The 15,908-nt window shown below is 70.6% G+C and carries 14 protein-coding genes; 6 read left to right on the top strand and 8 right to left on the bottom strand.

From position 1 onward, the window contains the following. Window positions 1–100: 100 nt before the first annotated feature. The gene (locus AB0J64_RS25450) at window positions 101–1,543 is read right to left on the bottom strand and encodes an MFS transporter (RefSeq protein ID WP_364031393.1); all 1,443 of its coding nucleotides are present in this window, start codon (window positions 1,541–1,543) and stop codon (window positions 101–103) included. 99 nt (window positions 1,544–1,642) lie between these two features. Then, on the bottom strand, window positions 1,643–2,392 hold the full coding sequence (locus AB0J64_RS25455; RefSeq protein WP_364031396.1) for a hypothetical protein: 750 nt from the start codon (window positions 2,390–2,392) through the stop codon (window positions 1,643–1,645). Window positions 2,393–2,747: 355 nt separating this feature from the next. Here AB0J64_RS25455 and AB0J64_RS25460 point away from each other — a divergent pair, with 355 nt between their 5' ends. Beyond that, window positions 2,748–3,983, top strand: coding sequence for an alpha/beta hydrolase (locus tag AB0J64_RS25460; protein ID WP_364031399.1), 1,236 nt, complete (start codon window positions 2,748–2,750; stop codon window positions 3,981–3,983). 19 nt (window positions 3,984–4,002) lie between these two features. Here the strand turns inward: AB0J64_RS25460 and AB0J64_RS25465 are convergent, their stop codons facing one another. Beyond that, a complete protein-coding gene (locus AB0J64_RS25465; RefSeq protein ID WP_364031402.1) occupies window positions 4,003–4,932 on the bottom strand; it encodes a DMT family transporter in 930 nt (309 codons plus the stop codon). 154 nt (window positions 4,933–5,086) lie between these two features. Here AB0J64_RS25465 and AB0J64_RS25470 point away from each other — a divergent pair, with 154 nt between their 5' ends. The 5 genes from AB0J64_RS25470 to AB0J64_RS25490 all read left to right on the top strand — a co-directional run bounded on the left by AB0J64_RS25470 (window position 5,087) and on the right by AB0J64_RS25490 (window position 11,461). Beyond that, complete coding sequence (locus AB0J64_RS25470; protein WP_364031405.1) at window positions 5,087–6,892, top strand: NAD+ synthase; 1,806 nt, start codon at window positions 5,087–5,089, stop codon at window positions 6,890–6,892. 344 nt (window positions 6,893–7,236) lie between these two features. Further along, window positions 7,237–8,601, top strand: coding sequence for an erythromycin esterase family protein (locus AB0J64_RS25475; RefSeq protein WP_364031408.1), 1,365 nt, complete (start codon window positions 7,237–7,239; stop codon window positions 8,599–8,601). Window positions 8,602–8,629: 28 nt separating this feature from the next. Next, window positions 8,630–9,286 (top strand): TetR/AcrR family transcriptional regulator, encoded by a 657-nt coding sequence (locus AB0J64_RS25480; RefSeq protein ID WP_344987353.1) that lies wholly within the window; start codon window positions 8,630–8,632, stop codon window positions 9,284–9,286. 100 nt (window positions 9,287–9,386) lie between these two features. Further along, a complete protein-coding gene (locus tag AB0J64_RS25485; RefSeq protein ID WP_364031412.1) occupies window positions 9,387–10,688 on the top strand; it encodes an MFS transporter in 1,302 nt (433 codons plus the stop codon). Beyond that, window positions 10,685–11,461, top strand: a complete 777-nt coding sequence (locus AB0J64_RS25490) for an N-acyl homoserine lactonase family protein (RefSeq protein ID WP_364031415.1) — start codon at window positions 10,685–10,687, stop codon at window positions 11,459–11,461. Before AB0J64_RS25485 ends, AB0J64_RS25490 begins: the two co-directional genes overlap by 4 nt. Before the next feature lie 10 nt (window positions 11,462–11,471). On the opposite strand, the gene AB0J64_RS25495 is transcribed toward AB0J64_RS25490, so the two are convergent. The 5 genes from AB0J64_RS25495 to AB0J64_RS25515 all read right to left on the bottom strand — a co-directional run bounded on the left by AB0J64_RS25495 (window position 11,472) and on the right by AB0J64_RS25515 (window position 15,817). Further along, window positions 11,472–11,906 (bottom strand): GNAT family N-acetyltransferase, encoded by a 435-nt coding sequence (locus tag AB0J64_RS25495; RefSeq protein ID WP_364031418.1) that lies wholly within the window; start codon window positions 11,904–11,906, stop codon window positions 11,472–11,474. Window positions 11,907–11,951: 45 nt separating this feature from the next. After that, a complete protein-coding gene (locus tag AB0J64_RS25500) occupies window positions 11,952–12,596 on the bottom strand; it encodes a DUF998 domain-containing protein (protein WP_364031421.1) in 645 nt (214 codons plus the stop codon). Between the two features lie 117 nt (window positions 12,597–12,713). Further along, complete coding sequence (locus tag AB0J64_RS25505) at window positions 12,714–13,775, bottom strand: hypothetical protein (RefSeq protein ID WP_364031424.1); 1,062 nt, start codon at window positions 13,773–13,775, stop codon at window positions 12,714–12,716. Between the two features lie 72 nt (window positions 13,776–13,847). After that, entirely contained in the window at window positions 13,848–14,387 is a 540-nt protein-coding gene (locus AB0J64_RS25510; RefSeq protein WP_364031427.1) for a DUF4262 domain-containing protein, read from the bottom strand. A 206-nt stretch (window positions 14,388–14,593) separates the two neighbouring features. Then, window positions 14,594–15,817, bottom strand: coding sequence for an FAD-dependent oxidoreductase (locus AB0J64_RS25515; protein ID WP_364031430.1), 1,224 nt, complete (start codon window positions 15,815–15,817; stop codon window positions 14,594–14,596). Window positions 15,818–15,908: the final 91 nt, after the last annotated feature.

Here is a 15,908-nt window from a genome sequence, read left to right on the forward strand (position 1 = left end):
CCATGCGCGCGGGAGCGCCTGCGCGTCTCCACCGCTACTACATACTCGCTCGATCCCGGCGAATCATCGGTTGCTCGGCTAGATGCGGCGGAAACGTCCGTCAGGCCGGCCTCCGTACCGCGCGGGCCAGCGAGAACGCGCTGATGAGGCCGACGGCGGTCAGTGCGGCGAGATAGGCGCTCGTGACCGCGATCGCGTGCGGCGAGGACTGCGGAAGCGGCGGCGGCGCGAGCGCCAGGAAGACGCTGCCGAAGACGGCGACGCCGGTCAGCTGCCCGAGTTGCATGGTGGTGGTGAACAGGCCGCTGGCGTCCGCCGCCCGTGCGGGCGGGACATGGGCCAGCCCCTGGGTCAGCAGCGGGCTGACCGACGCGCCCAGGCCGGCACCGTACAGCGCCTGCGCGATCCACAGCAGCGCACCCGGCTGACCGCCGTCACGCAGCGCCACCGCGGTGCCTGCGTACCCGGCCACGCACAACGCCAGGCCGATCGGCACCAGCATGTGGTGCATGCGCTCCGGCAGCCGGCGCCAGAAGTAGCCGACCAGGCCGAAGGCGGCGGCGAGCGGAATGTAGGTGAGCCCGGCCCGCAGCGCGTCGGCACCGAGGCCGGACTCCAGGTGCAGGGTGAAGGCGAACAGGAAGCCGCCGTACGAGATCTGCGCGGCGGACAGGGTCAGCAGACCCGGCCGGATCCCCCGGGCGTTCAGGACCTCCAGGTTCAGCAGCGGGTCGCCGCCGGAGGCTGCGATGCGCCGTTCGACGAGGACGAAGAGCGCCACCAGCGCGAGACCCGCGGCGAGCGAGGCGAAGATCCAGGCGGGCCAGCCGGCTTCGCGGCCCAGGACCAGCGGGAGGACGATGAGGACGACCGCAGGCAGCGCGATGGCCAGACCGGCCAGGTCGAGCCGCCGTGCCGGGCCCGGACGGTCGGCGGGCACCAGCCTCGGCACCAGTACGGTGAGGATGATCCCGATCGGCACGTTGACCAGGAAGACCGGCCGCCACGACCCGCCCAGCAACCGCGCGCTGACCAGGACACCGCCGAGCAGCAGGCCGATCAGGGAGCCGACCGAGAGCACCAGCCCGTACGCGCTGAGCGCCCTGGCCCGCGCCTGGCCGGTGAAGTGCATCTGGATGATGCTCATGACCTGCGGGATCATCACTGCGGCGCCCGCTCCCTGGACGAACCGGAAAAGGATCAGGGCGACGCTGTCGGGGGCAAGGCCGCAGGCCAGCGACGCCGCGGTGAACACGATCACCCCGGTGGCGTACGCCCGGCGCCGCCCGTAGAGCGCCCCCAGCCGGGCGCCGGTGATCAGCAACATCGCGTAGGCCGTGGTGTAGCCGCCGATCACCAGCTGCAGGGACGCGCCCGAGGTGTGCAGGTCGGCACCGATCACGGGCATGGCGACGTTGACGATGAAGACGTCGAGCAGCCCCATGAACTGCCCCAGCAGCAGCACGGCCAGCATCCACCAGCGCCCGCCGCTCTCCTCGGCGGCGCCCTGTGTCGATCTCGTGGTCAGGTTCGGTCCTGTCACGGCAAGACTCCGTCCGGCCGGTCGTTCGTCAGCCGCGAGCGGCATCACCGGCCCCCGACGCCGTCGCTCACCGGTACATATCGGCGCCGGGACAGAAACTCATCGGACGGCTCGTGCTCCGGTGGTGTGGAGGTAGCCGGCCCCGGCGGCGAGCAGGGACGCTCCCCAGGCCAGGAAGACCGGGTAGGTCGCGGAGAACCCCCAGCTGCCGTCGAGGATCTCGGCGCCACCGCCCGGGGCACACGTACGGGTGATGCCGAACGCCAGGCACGTCGTCATCATCGTTCCGTACTGGCCGACCAGCAGGCCGACCAGCATCACCGGGACGACGGCGACGGCCCGGGGCACTGGCCGGCCTCCCGCCGTCGGCACCCAGGCCGGCACCGTCTGCCCCCACCGGCTGATCAGCCCCAGCGTGAGCGCGGCCCCCGCGACGGGCCCGGCGACGAGCAGCCCCCAGAAGACCGCCGACCCGCCCAGATCCGCCAGCCCGGCGCCGGACGCCACCCCCAGCGGCACGCCCAGCCCCCACAACAGGTGCGGAACCGAGAAGCCCAGCACCGGCACGCCGGCCGCCACCCAGGTCACGGCCCGCACCCAGAGCGCGGGCCGGACCGTCCCGTCGGCCCGGCGCTCGGGCAGGCGCGGGCGGCCGCGCTCGCCGTAGCGGAGAGCGACCAGGGCGAGCAGCAGCCCGAGCGCGCACATCAGGACCTGCCGGACGAGCGCGGGGTCGTCCAGTTTGCCGAACGCCAGCCGCATGACCAGGTTGCCGGGCGCCACCAGCGCAAGGGCGGCCGCTGCTGTCCACCCGGCGGCCAGCAGCACGGGCCGTGCACGTGATCTCATGCCGGCCCACCGTAATCCCGGACTTCTTCGGCGGGTTCGCTCCCGAAGGGGAGAGCTCTCCCCCGTGCCGGGGAGATGCGGCGACGGAAGGGAGGCCGCTACGCATCGCCGCCGGCCAGCGACGGTGATGGGGAGTCAGTCCAAGATCTTGTCGGGCCGGCCGAACAGGCTGAAGTCCGCGGTGAGGAAGGAGACCACCTCGGCGATCTTCGTTCCACGCAGGGTGAGCAGATCCGGTCTCGCCGCCGGCGACCGCCCTGGAACCGCCGGAAAACCGGCCGTCCGGCCGATCGCGATCGTCCGTTCGGCCGATGATCAAGAGCCGCCACCGGAGCAGCATGATCTGCCATGAACCATGCCCTCCTGGCGCTTCTCCTGGCGTTTCCGGCGACGCCCGCCCCGGCGCACATCTCGTGGCAGCCCTGCGGCGAGCAGGCCGCAATACGCGGTCAGCGACGAACTGCGCCGCCGGTTCGATCTCGTGGGCATCGACCCGCGTGGCGTCGGCGAGAGCTCGGCCGTGTCCTGCAAGCTGCCCGTCCACGACCCGGCGGTCACCCAGTTCCCGCGGACCGTCGCCCAGTACGACAGGCTGGTCGCCCACAACCGGGCGGTCGGCGCGAGCTGTCTGTCGGGCACGGGGGCGCTGCTCGGCGAGATCGACACCACGAGCGTCGCCCGCGACTTCGACGCCGTCAGGGCCGCCCTGGGCGAAGCGCAGATCAGCTTCCTCGGCAAGTCCTACGGCACGATGCTGGGCACCGAGTACGCGCGGCTGTTCCCCGGCCGGGTCCGCACCATGGCGCTCGACGGCGCCGTCGACCACAGCCTCCACGCGCAGCGGCTCGTCACCGACGCCTCCGCGGCCGTCGAGGACTCCTTCGAGCGCTTCGCCGCCTGGTGCGGCCGGACGGAGACGTGCCCGATGCACGGCCGCGACGTCGGACGCGCCTGGGACGCCCTCGTCGCCAGGGCCGAGCGCGAGCCCATCCCGGTCAAAGGCGCCCGCCCGATGACCGCCGAGGAACTACGCCACGTCGGCTACGCCTTCCTCACCCAGTTCCCCGAGTACGGGCGCGGACTGGCCAACGGCATCGTCCAGGCCGAGAACGGCGACGCCCAGCTCCTCGCCGAGATGCGCGGCCAGGTGCTGGACGACCCCGCGAGCACCGCGGCGTACCGGTCGATCCTGTGCCTGGACATCGCCCACGGCATCAGCGGCTACCGCGACCTGCGTACCCGGCTCCATCTGGCCAGGAAGCTGTCACCGCACATGAAGGGCACCTCGGAGTTCTGGGACATGACGACCGGCTGCCTGGGCTGGCCGATCCCGCCGACCAACCCGCAGCGCCCCCTGGACATCGGCGGCGTCCCGCCGGTGCTGGTGGTCGGCAACACCCACGACCCCGCCACTCCCCTGCGCTGGGCCCGCAGCCTGGCATCCCACATCCGGGGCTCCGGCCTGCTGATCAACGACGAGAACGGCGGCGACGGCCACACCGCCTACCTCCGAGGCCCATGTGCGACCGCCCGTATCGACGACTATCTGATCTCCGGCGCCCTTCCCCCGGCCGGAACCGTCTGCCGGTAAAGCCGGGAGGCCTGGGCGGTCAGGCCCGCCGGGCCGCGTCCCGGCTCGAGTCGGCGTCGTCCGCCTGGTTCGTCGCCGGTGCGCGGATGCCGGCCACGCACGCACCCGCCAGGATCAGCGCGCAACCGGCCAGCTGCGGCATGGTAGGCCTCTCACCCAGCACCAGCGCGCCCAGCGCCACAGAGCCGACCGGGGTGAGCAGCAGCAGGATCGCCCCCAGGTAGCTGGGCAGCCGCGGCGACCAGACCGCCACCAGCAGCCATCCCAGCACCTGCCCGAACAGGGCCACCCCGGCCAGCCAGCCCACCGTGGCCCACCCGGGAGCCCATTCGACCCCCTGCCACGCCACCCCCGCCACCAGCGAGACGATCGCCGCCCAGACGGTCACCTCCAGATAGGACTGGACCGCCCGGCCCTCATGCCCGCTGCGCCGTAGCAGGAAGAGGAAGCCCGAGTAGCACACGGCGGCCAGCACCGCGTGAATCGTGCCCCACAGCGGATCCCTGCCTTGGGAGCCGCCGAGCAGCCCACCCGTCAGCACCACCCCCGCCACGACCACGGGCAGGATCAGCACGAACCGGCGGGTCACCTTCTCCCGGTCGATCATCAGCGCCAGCAGCGGCACGAGGATGACCTGCACGTTGACCAGCACTGTCGACAGACCCGCGCCGACCTCGGCGATCGCCTGGGTCCACAGGAGCATGTCCCCCGCGAACAGCGCCCCGGCCACCGCCGCCACGACGTGCTGCCCGCGCGCGGGAACGCCCTCCCGACGCCGTTCGGCGAGCGCCGGCAGCACCAGGAACGGCAGCGCCAGCACGCATCGATAGAACGACGCCGTCCCGGGGGTGGTCCGAGCCAGGTCGATCAGCACTGACGACGCCGACACGCACAGCGCCCCGATGGCCACGGCCACCGCGGGATACCCGTCCAACCATCCCGTCGACAAGTGCAGAGTCTCCGTCAGGCGAGAGGCCACGTCCGCTCACTCCCCCTTCGAGATCATGGGTGAGGTGGACGGCTACCCCGCGAGCGGGACGGTACGCGTCACCATGCCCTGGCCACGGCGAGCGACAAAATCGCGCCCCACTACCCTGATTCACGTGGCACACCTGCGCATCGCCCTGGCACAGACCAACCCGGTCGTCGGCGACCTGTCGGCCAACTCCGCCAAACTGCTGGACTGGACGCGTCAGGCCGCCGCCGGTGGCGCGCACCTGGCCGTCTTCACCGAGATGTTCGTCACCGGCTATCCCGTGGAGGACCTGGCACTCCGCTCCTCCTTCGTGGACGCCTCGCTCGCCACGCTGGAGCAGGCCGCCGCCCGGCTGGCCGAGGAGGGGTTCGGCGAGCTCCCCGTGGTCGTCGGCTACCTGGACAGGGCCGACCTCGCACCGCGCGTCGGCCGGCCCAAGGGCGCGCCGCTGAACGCCGCGGCCCTGCTCCACCGGGGCAGGGTCGTCATCCGTACGGCCAAGCACCACCTGCAGAACTACGGGGTCTTCGACGAGTACCGCTACTTCGTCCGCGGCGACCGGCTGCCCGTCTTCAGGCTGCACGGCGTCGACGTGGCCATCGCGGTCTGCGAGGACCTGTGGCAGGAGGGCGGACCCGTCGCGGTGGTCGCCCAGGCGGGCGCCGGGCTGCTGGTCGTGCCGAACGCCTCGCCGTACGAGCGGGAGAAGGACGACGTCCGGCTGGAGCTGGTGGCCCGGCGGGCGCGGGAGGCGGGCTGCGCGCTGGCCTACGTCAACCAGGTCGGCGGGCAGGACGACCTGGTCTTCGACGGCGACTCGATCGTGGTCGACGCGGACGGCGAGCTCGTCGCGCGGGCCGCGCAGTTCCGCGAGGAGCTGCTGCTGGTGGACCTGGACCTGCCGGCCGCGGACCGTGTCGCCGACCCTGTCGCTGACCGTGTCGCCGACCGGGAGCCGGGCAGGACGGCCTACGACGCGGGCGACGGCTCGACGATCACCGTGGAGCGGTCCGTGCTCTCCAGCGAGCCCGTGACGATCGGCTCGCCCCTCACGCCCTCGATCGCGCCGCGGCTGGACGACCTGGCCGAGGTCTACTCGGCGCTGGTGCTGGCCGTACGGGATTACGTGGCCAAGAACGGCTTCACGTCGGCCATCCTGGCCCTGTCGGGAGGCATCGACTCGGCCCTGACCGCCACCATCGCCTCCGACGCCATCGGCCCCGAGCGGGTCCACGTGGTGATGATGCCCTCGCGCCACTCCTCCGAGCACTCCGTCATCGACGCCGAGGAGCTGGTACGCCGCCAGGGCGTCAACCCGCACCTGGTCCCGATCAACGGCATCGTCACCGCCTTCGAGAAGGAGATGGAGCTCACCGGGCTCGCGGCCGAGAACCTCCAGGCCCGGGTACGCGGCCAGGTGCTGATGGGTCTCTCCAACGAGCACGGGCACCTGGTGCTCACCACGGGCAACAAGAGCGAGCTGGCCACCGGCTACTCCACCCTGTACGGCGACTCGGCGGGCGGCTTCGCGCCGATCAAGGACGTACCGAAGACCATGGTCTGGGAGCTTTCGCGCTGGCGTAACGCCCACACCGACGGCTGGTTCCGCATGGACGTCGCCCGGCCCATCCCGGAGCACTCCATCACCAAGGAGCCCAGCGCCGAGCTCCGCCCCGACCAGTGCGACACCGATTCGCTGCCGCCGTACGAGGTGCTGGACCGGCTGCTGGACGACTACGTCGAGAAGGACCTGGGCCCGGCCGACCTGATCGCCGCCGGCCACGACCCCGGCCTGGTGGCGCGCGTCATCAGGCTGGTGGACCTGGCCGAGCACAAGCGGCGCCAGTACCCGCCCGGCCCCAAGATCACCGCGAAGAACTTCGGCCGGGACCGCCGCGTGCCCATCACCAACCGCTGGCGCGAGAGCACCTAGCCGGTCCACGCGCCGCGGTTCAACAGTTGGGGCCCCTCGCCCGGTCTATAGAGAGACGGACGAGGAAAGGTTTGGACATTGGAGGAAGACTCTCGCTTCGAGAGCTTCGAGCCGCACCCGCCTCAGAACACCGGCGGCTGAAGAGCGCCGGTGCTGTTCAGAAGCTGGTGGGCAGGGTGCCGAGGCCGGAGACGAACCGGGCGAAGGCACGGATGATGCTCGGCAACCTGAGCACGGGCCTGACATCCCGCGGGGGCGTTGTCAGCGGCCTGTCGCCAGGCCGTCAGCGCCTCCCGCGACTGTTTCCTCATCCACAACGTCACTCGTGCAGAGGAACATCGATCGTGAACCCCAAGATCTACGGCGGCGCTCTGGCGCTCGGCCTCGCCCTGACCGCCGCGACCACCTCCACCGCGGTCGCCGACACCGGCGACGCGGCAGTCGTGGCCGCGCTCAACAGCGTGGCCAAGCCTCTCGCCTCCACCTCGCCCGCAGCCGGCCTCCGCGACCTGGACGCGTTCGGCGCGATGGTGGCAGGGGCGCAGGTGGTCGGCGTGGGCGAGGCCACGCACAGCACCGCCGAGTTCTACACCCTCAACCACCGGCTGTTCCGCTACCTGGTGACCGAGAAGGGCTTCACCACGTTCGCCCGGGAGCTCAGCTGGAGCACCGGCGTGCGGCTGAACGACTACGTCCTCAACGGCAAGGGCGACCCGCGCAAGATCATGCACGACGAGGTCAAGGGCCCGTACGACCTGTTCGACAACCGCGAGTTCCTCGACCTGATCACGTGGATGCGCTCCTACAACGCCGCCCACGACAAGAAGGTCCAGTTCATGGGGGCCGACCTGCTCTACCCGGGCGACGTCCTGTTCGACAAGGTCCTCGCCTACGTCAAGGAGCACCACGCCGATCTGCTGCCGGAGTTCACCCGCCTGTACGACGGGCTGCGGCCCACCACCCCCAACGCCGGGGAGTACATGGGCATGGCGCTGGCCCAGCCGCTGGACAAGCGCCAGGACAGCGCCCGGCGCGCCACCGAGGCCCTGAAGCTGCTCCAGAAGCAGACCCCCGGGGACGCCGAGGAGTACCGGTGGGCCGTGCAGCACGCCAGGGCCCTGTCGCAGACCTTCACCGACTTCGCCTTCGACCAGGCCACCGCCGAGGGACGCAAGCAGGCTCAGGTCTACCGCGACGCCGCGCTGGCCGACAACATCGTCTGGTGGAACCGGGCGACCGGGCACAAGATCCAGATGTCCGGCCTGAACGCGCACATCAGCTACACGCCGATCGACACCATGTTCGTGCCCGCTCCCATGGGCGGTGTCCTGCGTGAACGCCTCGGCCGCCGCTTCGTCACCGTCGGCACCAGCTTCGACCAGGGCGGCTACAACTTCCTGATCGACAAGGGTGAGTGCCCGGCCGGCGCCGGCCCCGCCGAGCGGCCCCTGACCTGCAAGGGCTCCGTGCCCGCCGCCGGCGACGACTACAACGAGTACGTCCTGGACCAGGTCCGCTACAGCGACTTCATCCTCGACACCCGCACCGCGCCCGCGGCGGCCCGGACCTGGCTCGCGCAGACCCGCCCCACCCGCCTGATCGGCGGCGGCTTCTGGTCACCCGAGCAGGCGACGAAGGTCGCCATCGGCAAGTCCTTCGACGTGCTGATCCACCTGCACAAGGTCAAGGCCGCCACGCTCCTGCCGTAAGCGTCAAGACGGTCATTAGGATGGGCGGATGACCTCTCAGCCCGCAGCCCCCGAGCGCCAGCGGGACGCCGACCGCACCAAGGCGGAGATCCTCGAGGTCGCCCAGCAGGAGTTCGCGCGCCACGGCTACGCGGGGGCGCGGGTCGACGAGATCGCCGCCCGGATGCGCACCACCAAGCGCATGATCTACTACTACTTCGGCAGCAAGGAACGTCTCTACATCGCGGTCCTCGAGAAGGCCTACGCCGAGGTCCGCGAGATGGAGCGGACGATCGAGGTGGAGCATCTCGCGCCGGTCGAGGCCATCCGCACCCTGGCCGAGCTCACCTTCGACCACCACGACCTGCACCGCGACTTCATCAAGCTGGTCGCCATCGAGAACATCCACCAGGCCGAGCACATCCGCAAGTCCGAGGCCCTCGCCGGCCTCGGCACGCCGGTGCTCGACCTCATCTCGCTCATCCTGGACGCGGGACAGGACTCCGGCGACTTCGTGACCGAGGCAGACGCGATCGACGTGCACATGCTGATCAGCTCGTTCTGCTTCTTCCGGGTGGCCAACCAGCACACGTTCGGCGCGCTGTTCGGGCGCGACATGGCCGCCCCCGAGCACCGCGACCGGCTCCGCCGGATGGTGGGGGACGCGGTCGTGGCCTACCTGCGCGGCGCGGGCGCCGCCCGCTGATCACGCGAGGAAAAGGGCAGCCGCCGGAAACACTCTTGTAATGTACGAACCAGTGAGTTAGTTTCCTCGCACTGCGCTTTTCCCTCGTGAGGAGCATATCGTGACGGTGCAGGGCAAACCTCGCAAAGCGGCCGTAGCCGCCTGGATCGGCAGCGCGCTGGAGTACTACGACTTCTTCATCTACGGCACCGCCGCCGCCCTGGTCTTCAGCAAGATCTTCTTCCCGTCCAGCTCGCCCGCCACGGGAACGCTCCTGGCACTGGCCACTTTCGGCGTCGGCTACCTGGCCAGGCCCGTCGGCGCCTTCGTCCTCGGCCACGTGGGCGACAAGTTCGGCCGCAAGAAGGTCCTCGTCGCCACGCTGGTGATGATGGGCGCCTCGACGTTCCTGGTGGGCTGCCTGCCCACGTACCACGACGTGGGCCTCCTCGCGCCCGTCCTGCTGGTCGTGCTGCGGCTGCTGCAGGGCTTCTCGGTGTCGGGCGAGCAGGCGGGCGCCAACTCCATGACCCTGGAGCACGCCCCCGGGAACCGCCGGGCCTACTACACCAGCTTCACCCTCAACGGCACTCAGGCCGGGCAGATCATCGCCACCGCCATCTTCCTGCCGATCGCCGCGCTGCCCGAGGAGCAGCTGCTGAGCTGGGGCTGGCGGGTGCCGTTCTGGCTGAGCATCGTGGTGGCCGCGGTCGGGCTGGTCATCCGGCGCACGCTGGAGGAGACGCCCGCCTTCGAGCAGGAGGTCGCCACCAACACCGTGGCGCGGATGCCGCTGGCGGTCCTCTTCCGCGAGCAATGGCGCGACGTGCTGCGCGTGGTCGTGGCCGCCGTCATCGCATCGGTGAGCACGATCTTCACCGTCCATGCCCTGTCCTACGCCGTCAACACCATGGGGTTGGAACGCGGCCCGATGCTCTGGGTGGGCGTGCTGGCCAACGTCGCCGCACTGATCACGATCCCGCTCTGGGGCTCGCTGTCGGACCGGATCGGCCGCAAGCCCGTCTTCGTCGGCGGCTCGCTCGGCTGCGCGGTGCTGATGTTCGCCTACCTCTGGTCGATCTCCACCGGCAACTACGCGCTGATCTTCATCTTGGGGATCCTGATGTTCGGCGTCGTGCACAGCGCCACCAGCGGCGTCTGGCCGTCCTTCTACGGCGAGATGTTCACCACCCGGGTCCGGCTGTCGGGCATGGCGATCGGCACCCAGATCGGCTTCGCCATCGCCGGCTTCGCGCCGACCGTGGCCACGGCGCTGGCGGGCACCGGCCCGGACAGCTGGCTCGGCGTCTCGCTCATCACGGCCGCTCTGTGCCTGGTCAACGTGGCGGCCGTGGCGACGGCCCGGGAGACCTACCGGGTCCCGACCGAGGAACTCGGTCTTGATCGCAAGCTGGCGGTATGAACGACTTCCGCGTCTACGCCATCCGCTACGCCGAGCGCGACGCCAGGCGCGGCGAGCACTTTCACGGCTACCACCCGAACGGCGAAGAGCCCCATCCGACCTCGTACTATGTCTGGCTCGCGGTCAACGACGAGCACACCGTCGTGATCGACACCGGCATCGGCCCTCAGCGTGCCGCCCTCGTGAAAGGGCTGGACTACCGCCGCTCGCCCGTGGACGCCGTGGCCGCGCTCGGGGTGCCCGCCGACGCGGTCGGGCACGTGGTGCTGACCCACCTGCACTACGACCACACGGGCACGGCCCACGCGTTCGGCTCCGCTCGCTACGTCGTGCAGCAGGCGGAGCTCGACTACTGGAGCGGCCCGTGGGCCGAGCGCATCACGCGGGAGCGCTGGCTGCTGAACGACGACGACCTCGCCCAGCTGATCCGGGCACGCAAGGAGGGCCGCGTGTCGGTCGTCGACGGCGACGCTTTCGTCGTACCCGGTCTGAGCGTCCACCTGGTGGGCGGCCACACCGCCGGCATGCAGGTGGTCCGCGTCCGGACCGCACGCGGCCACGTGGTGCTGGCCTCGGACGCGAGCCACTTCTACGAGAACATCGAGGACGACCGCCCGTTCCCGATCCTGCACAGCATGCCCGGCATGTACGGCGCCTTCGACCGGATCAGGGAGCTGGCCGACGGACCGGAGCTCGTGGTCGCCGGTCACGATCCGCTGGTCCTGGAGCGGTTCCCGCTGCTGGAGCCGGACGTGGCAGTGATCAGCCCTTGACGTGTGTGCGCTACGGGCTCACATAGTGATGCAGCAGAGCGGGCTCACCGGCTGCGTTGACCCAGTCGGCGCGGCTGCTGCCGACCCTGCGCCAGCCGGATCGCTCGTAGAGCGCGATGGCCGCCCTGCCCTCGGAGGAGACCTCCAGCTTCAGCGGCCCATGCACAGCGGCGCGGACCGAGTCGAGCAGTTGAGCGGCCAGCCGGCGCCCGCGTGCTGCCGGAGTCACGAACAGGCGGACGATCTCCGCGTCCCGGGTGATGCCCACGTGGCCGAGCACGGCGCCTGCCTCGGTCGCTATCCAGGCCGACGTCAGATCGGCCGGGGTCAGCCAGCGCCGAGGATCGTCCGGCCAGTCCACGGGATAGCGATCGACGGCCTGGACCTGGGCGAGCGCCTCGACGCAGGCGTCCATGTCCTCGGGGGTTCTGAGACGGACCTTCATGCCGGCAAGCGTAAGACCCGGAGCCAGGTCGAGTGATGCCGCGGCTCATCGGCGGGCCTGCCTGGGTATCCGCAGGATCTGGGCGTTCAGTACGAGGATCCAGAGCGCGTACGTCAAGAACAGGAAGCGGGGTGGCCAACCCTCCGGCGGTACGACGACGGACACCAGCCAGTGCAGCACCAGCCCGGACAGCGGGAGCCAGGCCGCCCACCGCAGGACGGATGCCGCCCCGGCCGCCGTGCGGGCCAGATCGCGGGTGATGAGCAGTGCTGCGAACGGCAGGAGGACAAGTGCGGCGAGCCCGGAGACGGCGTGCACGGTGCCGCGCGTCGTCAGGTCGGACAGCGGTGTGTCCACCGGATCGGCCACGAACACCCCGACACCGATCGTGCCGATCACGCACACGGCGAGGATGGCGAGCCCGATCCGGCCTGCCCGGCCTCTCACCAGCGGCCGGACCGCGGCAAGGAGACAGGCGTAGCTCGACGCCGCCATGAGGAACGCCAGCACCATCACCCAACCGTGCCGCCCGATCGCGTACTCGCTCACGGGCTTGTGGGTCGGGTCGACCTCCGGCTTGATGAAGATCGCCGCCAGCAGCAGTATCTGGTACGCGAGGATGGCCGCACTCGACAGTCTGGCCGTCACCGCGGAGGACCGCGGCACGGTGGCGGAGGGGGTGAGGGTCATGGCCTGCTCTCAGGTTCGAGGGTCTCCACGGATCTTCACCTGAGACGTCGGACCGGCCGCACGCCAACGGACATCCCTCGTATGCCTGATTCGTCGGCCGTTGCGGCGCACCGGCCGTCAGCCTGGCTCGGCCGAGGTGAAGGCCGGGTAGTGGGGCAACTCGGCGACATCCCACTCCGCGGTGCTCGCCAGGCATGCCCGTACGGCCTCCCGCACCGCGGGGAACTCGTCCCCGCCCCGGTCGAGCTCGTCCAGCAGGCGACTCCACCGGTAGCGCAGGAGCTGGCGCCGGCTCGGCGCCGGCGTCCGGGTGGAATGCATGGGCTCATCCCGCTCCCGGGCCCGCGGCACGAGGACCCAGGTCATGAAGATCGTCCAGGCGGCCACGGCCTGCCGCACCCCCGCCTCCCAGAGGTCGTCATCGGCCAGCTCGGGATGGACGGCGAGCACCTCCTTGCGGTAGACGTCCTCGATCTCCGCTTCCACCCGGGACGGCAGCCGGAACGTGCACCAGCACGTCGCAAACGGCATGCGTACGTAGGCCGCCTCAAGAAAGGCCGAGTGATACCCGGCGCTCTCGAAGTCGAGCACCCGCAGCCCGTCGGCGGTCAGCAGGTTGTTGTCCGGGCAGATGTCACCCGGCGTGAACACCGGATACCGCTCGACGATCGCCTCCAGAGCCGTCAGCTCGCCGTCAAGCCCCGCAGGCACGACGGGCAGCACCTCTCGGAGATCGCCCACTTTACGGAAGAGACGCCGTCGCACACCGTCTCCGGAGTAGGCCGCCCGCGAGCGTTCCCACTCATGCCGCCGCCCTGCGCCCGCCACGGCGATCCGCCCGTACGTACGCGCCCACGCGAGCAGCCCTTCCCTCGCCGCTTCCGGCGACTCCCCCAGCAGCACATCGGCCAGACTCGGACCGGCACCGAGGTCCGACATCACGATGAGCGGGAAGGACGGGTCCACGGCCAGCAACCGGGGCCCGAACCCCCCACCGAACGGCAGCCCGGCCACTTCGGCCCCGAAGCCCGCAGCGTCCAGATACGCCTTGACCACCACCGTGCCACCGTCGCCGGTCGTACACCGCAGGACGTGGCTGCGCGAGCTCCCGCCCAGATCGACCGGCCGGCTGACCCGCTCACCCAAGACCGCCGAGGCCGCCGCCAAGATCTTCTCCACGCCCACGACCTTAAGGGCTCTCCGGCTCTGACGCGCCGGCGCACCTGGACAGTGCGGGCGTGACCTGGACGATCACAGGTCTTGGGTCCATACGCCGGGCGGGTGTTCGTCGGGGCTCGACCACAGGTGCGGCTGGTGGTCGCCGTAGCGATCGTCGCCGTCCGATTGCCACGGGAAGCTGCCATCGGGGGCAGGCCAGACGACCTGCAAGAACGGGAAAGGTGGCCGCCGGTAGAACCCGATCGCCGTGCCGAAGAAGGCTTCGTACCATCGATAGTCGACGGCCTTGAGCGCGACGGGGTATCCGTCGATGATGTCGTGCCACTCCTGATCGTCCTCCAGCATCAGGCCGGCGACCACTTTCTCGCCGAGGGCATTGAGGCAGGCCTGCATGTCATGGACGTCCAGGCCGAACATGGCCAGCTCCGGGGCGCGATGGTGGTGCCACAGCCCGATGGTGAAGGCCCAACCGGGTCCGTGCTCGTCATGGGGGATCATCACGACCTGCCACCCGTACTCCTGGACCTTCTCGATCGTCAGCTGATTACGACGATCCAGATCACCAGGCTCGTCGCAGAGGACACAGTGGCATGCGGTCGGCTCGACAGGCATGGGCGCGAGCGTACGGCATCCCATCGATGAAGACCCATCCTGGACCTGGAGTGTCAGGCGCCGGCAACGGCTGAACGGCGAGGGGCGGAGCCGGTGGCGGTCTGGGCGAGGAGCGCGCCGGACAGCACGATCATCCCGCCCACGATCTGGACGCGAAACACCACGAGGACACGAACGCGAGCGCGAGCCCCGCTTCGCCTCCGGCTCTATGCCGCCTCCTTGACGGCCGTGCCCGCCGCGGCGCCCTCCCGCGTGACGCGGCGGCGGCGGGCCGGCAGCCCGAGCATCGGGTTGGCGACGCTCCAGGCGGCGCCCTTGCAGATCAGTTCCTTGTAGACGGCGGCGAACCGTCCGGTCAGGACCGCCTGCACGGCGCGGTCGTCGGCGGTGACGTACTGGATCAAGCCCTCATTGCGGCCCAACGAGATGCACTGGTTGAAGTAGCGGATCGTTGTGTTCGGGAGCTTCCCGCCGGTCAGGCGCGCCGCGATCGCGTCGGCGGCCTGCCACGCGGTCGGCATTCCCGAGGCGCACGACATCCGCAGCGGCTTGTCCCCGGGGCCCATCACCATGGCCGCGTCGCCGACGGCGTACACGTCCGGGTGCGAGACCGAGCGCATGGTCCCGTCGACCACGATCTGGCCGGTGCCGGTGACCTCCAGGGTGGTCGCCCGCGCGATCGGGTGGACCGCGAAGCCGGCGGTCCACACGGTGACCGCGGCCGGGATGGCCTTGCCGCCGGCGGTGGTGACGCGGTCGGCTTCGACGCCGGTGACGGCGGCGTGCTCGTACACGGTGATCCCGAGCTTGCCGAACACCTTCCGCAGGTGCTCGCGGCCCTTGGGCGAGAGCCAGTCGCCGAGGCCGCCCGCGGCGGCGAGGGCGACGTGGAGGTCCGGGCGGGCCTCGGCGATCTCGGTCGCGGCCTCCACGCCGGTGAGGCCGCCGCCGACGACGAGCACGGTCTGCCCGGCGTCGAGGCGGGCCAGGCGCTCGCGCAGCCGGAGTGCTCCGGGGCGGCCGGCGAGCTCATAGGCGTGCTCGGTGGCGCCGGGGACGTCTTGGGCATTCCAGCCGCTGCCGAGGGCGTAGACGAGCGTGTCGTAGGCGAGTTCTTCTGCGCCGGACCCCGGCGCGGTCAAGCCTGCGCTGTTCGCGTCGATGACGGAGACGGTCTTGCGGTCGACGTCGACGCCGGTGACCTTGGCGAGCCTCAGTTCGACCCCGGTGCCCGCGAACATCTCGCTGAACGGCCGGGGCTTGAGGTCCTGGCCGGTCGCCAGCTGGTGCATGCGGACGCGTTCGACGAAGTCGGGCTCGGCGTTGACGAGGGTGATGGTGACGTCCTCGCGGCGGAGCCGCTTGGCGAGGCGGCCGGCGGCGATGGCTCCGGTGTATCCGGCTCCGAGGACGATGATGCGGTGCTGCATTTCCTTGCCCCTGTCGTTGCGCGGGTTTGCCACTTGAACCGGGCAGCCCGCCGTTTCCTGACAGGAACGCGATGTGAAGCACCTCACATAG

This window comes from Nonomuraea sp. NPDC049695, assembly GCF_040674955.1.
GTDB lineage: Bacteria > Actinomycetota > Actinomycetes > Streptosporangiales > Streptosporangiaceae > Nonomuraea > Nonomuraea helvata.

Bases quoted from the DNA above. Each gene is read 5' to 3' on its own strand.
- AB0J64_RS25500 (WP_364031421.1), bottom strand. From the start codon at position 12,596: ATGACCCTCACCCCCTCCGCCACCGTGCCGCGGTCCTCCGCGGTGACG.
- AB0J64_RS25490 (WP_364031415.1), top strand. From the start codon at position 10,685: ATGAACGACTTCCGCGTCTACGCCATCCGCTACGCCGAGCGCGACGCC.
- AB0J64_RS25510 (WP_364031427.1), bottom strand. From the start codon at position 14,387: ATGCCTGTCGAGCCGACCGCATGCCACTGTGTCCTCTGCGACGAGCCT.
- AB0J64_RS25480 (WP_344987353.1), top strand. From the start codon at position 8,630: ATGACCTCTCAGCCCGCAGCCCCCGAGCGCCAGCGGGACGCCGACCGC.
- AB0J64_RS25455 (WP_364031396.1), bottom strand. From the start codon at position 2,392: ATGAGATCACGTGCACGGCCCGTGCTGCTGGCCGCCGGGTGGACAGCA.
- AB0J64_RS25460 (WP_364031399.1), top strand. From the start codon at position 2,748: ATGCCCTCCTGGCGCTTCTCCTGGCGTTTCCGGCGACGCCCGCCCCGG.
- AB0J64_RS25515 (WP_364031430.1), bottom strand. From the start codon at position 15,817: ATGCAGCACCGCATCATCGTCCTCGGAGCCGGATACACCGGAGCCATC.
- AB0J64_RS25495 (WP_364031418.1), bottom strand. From the start codon at position 11,906: ATGAAGGTCCGTCTCAGAACCCCCGAGGACATGGACGCCTGCGTCGAG.